Annotated in this window: 7 protein-coding genes; all 7 read right to left on the bottom strand. The window is 38.6% G+C overall.

Going from position 1 to position 6,791, the window contains the following annotated elements:
- The coding region (larC, locus tag GA0061074_RS08145; protein ID WP_143699433.1) for a nickel insertion protein at positions 1 to 554 on the bottom strand (554 nt) is incomplete at its 3' end.
- A complete protein-coding gene (larB, locus tag GA0061074_RS08140) occupies positions 547 to 1,233 on the bottom strand; it encodes a nickel pincer cofactor biosynthesis protein LarB (RefSeq protein ID WP_092463654.1) in 687 nt (228 codons plus the stop codon). The genes larB and larC, both read right to left, overlap by 8 nt.
- 104 nt (positions 1,234 to 1,337) lie before the next feature.
- Entirely contained in the window at positions 1,338 to 2,192 is an 855-nt protein-coding gene (larE, locus tag GA0061074_RS08135; RefSeq protein WP_092463651.1) for an ATP-dependent sacrificial sulfur transferase LarE, read from the bottom strand.
- A 53-nt stretch (positions 2,193 to 2,245) separates the two neighbouring features.
- Positions 2,246 to 3,532: a nickel-dependent lactate racemase gene (gene larA / locus GA0061074_RS08130; protein ID WP_092463648.1), complete on the bottom strand. Its 1,287-nt coding sequence runs from the start codon at positions 3,530 to 3,532 to the stop codon at positions 2,246 to 2,248.
- Between the two features lie 3 nt (positions 3,533 to 3,535).
- Positions 3,536 to 4,483 (bottom strand): 2-keto-3-deoxygluconate permease, encoded by a 948-nt coding sequence (locus GA0061074_RS08125; RefSeq protein ID WP_092463645.1) that lies wholly within the window; start codon positions 4,481 to 4,483, stop codon positions 3,536 to 3,538.
- Between the two features lie 51 nt (positions 4,484 to 4,534).
- The gene (locus GA0061074_RS08120) at positions 4,535 to 5,539 is read right to left on the bottom strand and encodes a HoxN/HupN/NixA family nickel/cobalt transporter (protein WP_092463642.1); all 1,005 of its coding nucleotides are present in this window, start codon (positions 5,537 to 5,539) and stop codon (positions 4,535 to 4,537) included.
- A gap of 15 nt (positions 5,540 to 5,554) precedes the next feature.
- Positions 5,555 to 6,703, bottom strand: a complete 1,149-nt coding sequence (locus tag GA0061074_RS08115; RefSeq protein ID WP_092463639.1) for a glycerate kinase — start codon at positions 6,701 to 6,703, stop codon at positions 5,555 to 5,557.
- Positions 6,704 to 6,791 lie beyond the last annotated feature (88 nt).

The following is a 6,791-nucleotide window of genomic DNA, read 5'->3' as shown; positions in this document are numbered from 1 at the left end:
ACTAACGAATCAACGGCACCAACCTCATGAAACGCAATATCAGATACTGGAATACCATGGATTTTACTTTCCGCTTGGGCAATCGTTTCAAATAATTGCAAACTCAACTTCTTAACAGCATCAGATAAACCACTGTTTTCAATATTAGCCTTAATTGCTGCATAGTGTGCATGGCTGTGAGTATGACCGTGCGCATGCGTGTGCTCATGTGCATGTTCGTGCTCGTGCTCGTGCTCGTGCTCGTGCTCGTGCTCGTGCTCGTGCTCGTGCTCGTGCTCGTGCTCGTGCTCGTGCTCGTGAGTATGACCATGTGTATGATAATGTACACCACTATCGATATTATTCAATGATTCATCATGAAAATGTAATTTTAAGTGGTTCGCCGTAATCCCATGCTGATTAACCTGTTCAATGGATAAATCAAATTCTTCTGGGATAACCTGACGTAATGCATCATGAACGTCATCAATATCAACGCCCAAGCCACATAATGCAGATAGAAACATATCACCAGAAATACCATAACCACAATCTAAAAATAAACTTTTAGTCATGTTGTCCTCCTAATTTATTCATTCTACGTATCATTAAGCTTGCTTGATATGCAGCACCAAAGCCATTATCAATATTAGTTACGGTAATACCTGAACTACATGACGTTAACATTGACAACATCGTCGTAATTCCTTGCAAATTAGCACCATAGCCGATAGAAGTTGGTACAGCAATAACTGGTGCATCAACCAAACCAGCTAATACAGTTGGCATTGAACCTTCCATACCTGCAACAGCGATAATAACATCCGCTTTACGCAATTCTTCAGTATAATATAGCAAGCGGTTTAGTCCAGCAACACCTACATCCCACAAATACTTGACGTTCACGCCCATCCATTCAGCTACTTGCACGGCTTCTTTAGCAATTGGTAGATCAGAAGTTCCGGCACAAACAACATAAACTAAACCAAGTTCTAACTTTGGATTTGGTTTACCAACAGATAAAACTTGGCTTTCTTCGTCATAACGAAGATCCGAAATGCGTTCTTGCAAGTATGCATACTTTTCTTCATTAACACGAGTAACCAATGCATTACCATTTTTTTCCAATAACACATTTACAATTTTTTCGATTTGCTCAGCTGTTTTACCACTACCATAAACAACTTCTGAAAAACCTTTTCTCTGTGCGCGATCAACATCAACCTTCGCTGAACCAATATCTACAAACTTCAACTTTCTAATCCCTTCTCTAAATCCATGATAAAAATAAAAGAGCTGTTTTTCTAGATAGTTTAATTATCACGAAAAGAACAGCTCTTTATAATAGTTTATTAGAATTATCCGTTACTTACTGCTAATTCTTCTGCTGTCAAAGTAGTGTTCATACGACCACTACGGAATCCTGCCAAATCAACAGAAACAAACTTGAAACCAAATGATGTTAGCTTTTCATCAATAACATCTTTGTTTTCAAAGATAAATTGAATTTCGTCCTTTGGTACTTCAATACGTGCTACATCCCCATGGAAACGAACACGTGCATTTGAGCAACCCAATGAACGCAAGAACTTTTCTGAGTTCATAACTTCGGCAATGCTATCTAGATCAATCTTTGTGTTGTATGGGAAACGTGATGAAACTGAGCAGCTAGCAACCTTATTCCAGTTACTCAAACCAACCTTCTTAGCAAGCAAACGTACATCTGTCTTGTACAAGTCAGCAGTTTGCAATGGGCTAACAACGCCAGCTTCCTTCTTAGCAACCAAACCTGGACGGTAATCATCATTATCATCCATGATAGTTCCATCTAACACAATGTCGTAACCCTTTTCGCGACGGATGTCTTCCAAACGGTTAAAGAACATTTGCTTTTGGTAGTACCATGACTTTGCTGTGTTGTTAGCAATTTCTTCATTAGTCAAGTAAGCCAAATCAGTTCCCATAACAGTTGCATCTAAGTCCTTTGCCAATGCAACTGCCTTGTCAAATTCTTCATCAGTAAACAATTCTGAATTAGCAACAACGGCCAAAACGTTTTCCTTACCTAAAACATTCAAAGCTTCCTTTAGAACCAAAGTACTATCGATACCACCAGAAAAGGCAACGATAACACGGTTATATCCAGCTAAAGTGTCTTGCAAAACGGCTTCTTTTTTCTCTAAATCTTTTGTTGCAGTTGTTGTACTAATCATAATTCATCCTCCTAAAATAACATATACATCCTACTAAGTAATATTATATACCTTTATGCTTTAATAATTGTTGAAACACCGTCTGGCAAAACAGCAATTGATGAGTCTGCACCGGCAATGCCATCAGCAATCGTCAATGCTTCTTCAATTGAACTAGCAAAAGTCATCTTCATATCTTCAATGATTTGCTTATTTGATTCATCACTGACGATAATGACATGGTGCTTCATCATAACACGTGCCAAGATTTGTGCTTGCCATTGATCTTGCTCAGTGTGCAAAGCAGGCGTCTTAACAGCATTATCATAGATATCAGAAATCTTTTCGCAATCCTTAAATTGACGATAGAACTTCTCACCACCAGTACCATCAGACAAACGACTAGCGATGATGATAACACCACCCTCGATGTTTGTTGCTTCGGCACCAGTCATACCCTTAACCGTTTGGTAAATGTTTTGGTCCAATGGGTAACCACCATTACTTGTGATTGTAATATCAGTGTAAATTGGCTTAGCTTCCATAATGCTGTCAACAAACTTTGTACCTGCAATGTGAGCAGTCTCTGAGTTTCCAGCAAATGAACCAACAATACGCTTATCGTGGTCCAAAACAACGTTCACGATAAATTGTAGCTTTGCCAAACGGGCAGCTTCTAACATATCCTTGTGAATTGGATTATGCATCAACATACCAGTTCTTGAGTGCTTTGAATCAATAAATTGACCGTTGTGGTTACCCACAACTGACTTTCTTGATGCAATTCCAGGGAAGACCGCTTTACGACCACCAGAATAACCAGCAAAGAAGTGAGGCTCAATAAATCCTTCAGCAACTAAAACATCGGCTTCAGCAGCAACACGGTTAATCTCACAATCAGCACCTGATGGTAATGTTCCAACATTAATCATGTTTTCAGTATCATCACTATCATGAACAACAATGTTGATGTTGTTAACAATATCTTCACCGTACTTATCAACCAATTCATCATGTGTTGTCAAACGGTGTGTTCCCGTTGCAACTAGAATGGTAATATCTGCATCAGGATTACCTTTCTTAATTTCTTCAATGATGTTAGGCATAATACGCTTTGATGGTACTGGTCGTGTGTGATCAGAACTAATTACCACAATATTTTGCTTACCAGCCACTAATTCAGACAAACGCTTTGAATCAATTGGGTTTGCCAATGAATTGTCCACGATTTCTTTTTCTGTTTGTTCATAACTCTTTGCTAAAATTGCTCCAGCATCGGCCTCAATTGTACCTTGTAGTCGACTTGAAGGAACTTCACCAGTTAACTTACCTTTTCCATATGGCAAAGAAATTTCCATAATATATTACCTCCTAGTTTTTGTGAAATGCGCTGCAATAAATGGTATTAACAGTGCTGTTACAATAACAGACGTTGCTACTTGTGCAGTAGCCTGACTAACATACGGTGCCCAACTTTTATCAAATTGTGCAACGATTGCCGGCGTTGCAACAGCATTACCTGCCGTTGTCCCAATAAACCAGCCCATCACATTATTGGGTAAGTGCTTTTTAAACAATCGTCGGCAAATCAAGAATGAAATACCACCCGTAATAAGAATGTTCAATAAACCAATAACTATGCCGCCAACACCTCCTTTAAATAAATCACCCAAGTCGAGTGCCGTTCCTAATGGAAAAGCAAAAAACGGCACTAACAATTGCTGTCCTTTAGCCAAGAACGTTCTAAAATCAGCATCGATATTACCTAAAATTAGGCCAACCAAAATGGGTGTACAAATCGCAACAAACTGTATCATTGGTATACTAGCTAACCCACTAGCCCCAAGTGCTAAAAACACCATCAAAGGGCCTTCATTAATCGCAACAATTGATGTTGCATTAACTTCATCTTGCGTACCAAACTCTTCAGCCAAAGAAGCATATACTCCCACATTAGCATTGCTCATTGCTGCTAGTAGCGCCAATGGTGAAATGCCAATCAAACCGGCATAACCCCAAAAATGGGCTACTAATAATCCAATTGCTGATCCCAAAATAAATTTTAGAAGTAGCAACGTACCACCAATTTTAATTGTTTTTCCAATCGTCTTTATTTGTATTTGGGCACTCGTGCATAAAATAAACAAGCCCAAAAATACTAAAGCACCATCTTTAAACACGGCTGTTGTAAAAGAACCAATATTTAAAAATTTTGGAAAGAACGAATTTACTAATACTCCCAAGCACAATGGTATAACCATCATGCCACCCGGAATCTTTTGAATACTACTCAAAATTTTCCCGTTAAACATATCTATATTATCCCCCATAATATACAAAAATTACTCACATTTGCTTTTCGCTTAGTGCGCACCCTTTTTATTGATAACACGCCAACCACCATACGCAATCAGCCATACCATCACGAATAACACAATCAAACCATAACCTAACCAATTAAAATCAAGGTTTTGTACCCATGCTAAGAAACCACCTTGAATATTCACTTCACTAGTTGTTACTTGGAGCAATTCAACAACTCCAATGAACAGAGCTGCAATAACTGACACCAGCGTAACCGTAAGATTGTAATAAATCTTACGCATAGGTGTCTCAAATGCCCATGAATATGCCCCTGACATCATAACTGAATCAGTTGTGTCCATCACATTCATACCAGAAGCAAACAAGATTGGTAACGCTATAATCCCCCAAATTGACGCACTCTGCGTAGCCGTACCCGCAGATAATGCAATTAGCGCAATTTCTGAAGCCGTATCAAAGCCTAACCCAAATAAAAAGCCAACCGGATACATTTGCCAAGAATGACTGATGAATTTAAAAATAGGGCCTAAAAATTTTGCTAAAAATCCCCGTGACATTAATAATTTATCAAAGCGTTCTTGATCAAAAGTTCCTGCCTTCATCTGACGGTACTGTGACCAAATATTGACTAAAATCACACCATTTATCAACGCTATAACAATTAAAAATATTCCAGAAACTGATGCTCCAATTTTGCCACCAATTTCTTGTAAAATCGGCAAATTCAATTTAGCAAAGCGCACTGCAAAGCCAACAATTAATGCCATAATAAACACGACTGTTGAATGCCCAAGCGAGAAGAAGAATCCCACGCCAGCAGAGCTCTTTTTTTCTTGAACCAATTTACGAACAGTATTATCAATAGCAGTAATATGATCGGCATCAAATGCATGCCGCAAACCTAACGTATAGGCGATTAATCCGATTCCCAAAAATTTAGGTTCATGAATAGCCGCAACAATCAACAACACTATCCCAACAACGTGCAATGCTAAACTCGCCGCATAATACGGTAAAGCATCACGAAAAACTTTTTTATTCACCCTATTCCTCCAACACTATTTTTTATCTAAACTCATCATCAAACGTGCTATATTTTCAGCCAATAACGTCAAGTCTTTAGCACTATCTGCCATTGCTTCTTCTAGTGGTTTAGCACTTGAAGGCGCCGCAAAAATTGCATCAATAACACCTGTCTCATATAACTCTTCAATTCGCTTACCGATTTTACCGACAAAACCAATTACTGGCGCATGTGGTGCAATTTTCTTAGCTGCCAACGCAACACCATAAGGCGTCTTACCATATTTCGTCTGAAAATCCATACTACCTTCACCAGTTATAACAACATCTGCATTTTCAAGGCGACTTTCTAAGTTACTATATGCAACAACAATATCGATTCCTTTTTGTATTTGAGCACCAGTAAAGGCTAACAAACCGGCACCTAACCCACCTGCAGCACCACTTCCTGCTGCTTGTTCGATATCAATATTCAAATCACGATTAATGATTTGTGCATAATGATGTAAATTCTCATCTAAGCTAGCAACCATTTCTTCAGTCGCTCCCTTTTGTGGACCAAAGACTGCACTCGCACCATTGGTACCAGTTAATGGATTCGTAACATCTGATGCAATTAAAAATCCGGTATTTTTAATACGTTCATCAACATCACTCATATCAATCTTAGCTAATTTGCCGAGTTCGCCACCACCATATGCTAACTCATTATTATCATCATCAAGCAACTTTACACCAATAGCTTGTGCCATACCAGCACCGCCATCATTAGTAGCTGAACCACCAAGTCCTAAAATAATTTTTTCAACACCATGATTAATTGCATCAATGATCAATTGACCAGTTCCATAGGTAGTTGCAATCAGTGGGTTTTGCGTTTGTTCATTAATAAATTGAATACCACTTGCTGCTGACATTTCAATAACTGCCGTTTTACCATCACCCAGCAAGCCATAAGTAGCACTAACTTGTGTATCTAGGGGTCCGGTAACTTGCTTTGTTACTAACTGACCATCCGTCGCATCAGTTAATGCTTGGACAGTCCCTTCACCACCATCAGCCATTGGCACTTTATCAATTTCTGCATCAGCAAAAACTTTTCTAATTCCGATCGCAATATCATCAGCTGCTTCTTTTGCAGTAAGACTTCCTTTAAACGAATCTGGTGCAATTACAAATTTCATTTGGCACAACCTTTCTTTAATATAAATGTATTTTATTTATATTTAAAAACATTTCACTAGCAATGCCCAGAAAAAATTAAAAGGGCAT

Origin of the sequence: Weissella bombi, assembly GCF_900094835.1 — a bacterium.
GTDB classification, from domain to species: domain Bacteria; phylum Bacillota; class Bacilli; order Lactobacillales; family Lactobacillaceae; genus Weissella; species Weissella bombi.
This window is presented reverse-complemented; position numbering and strand designations above follow the sequence as displayed.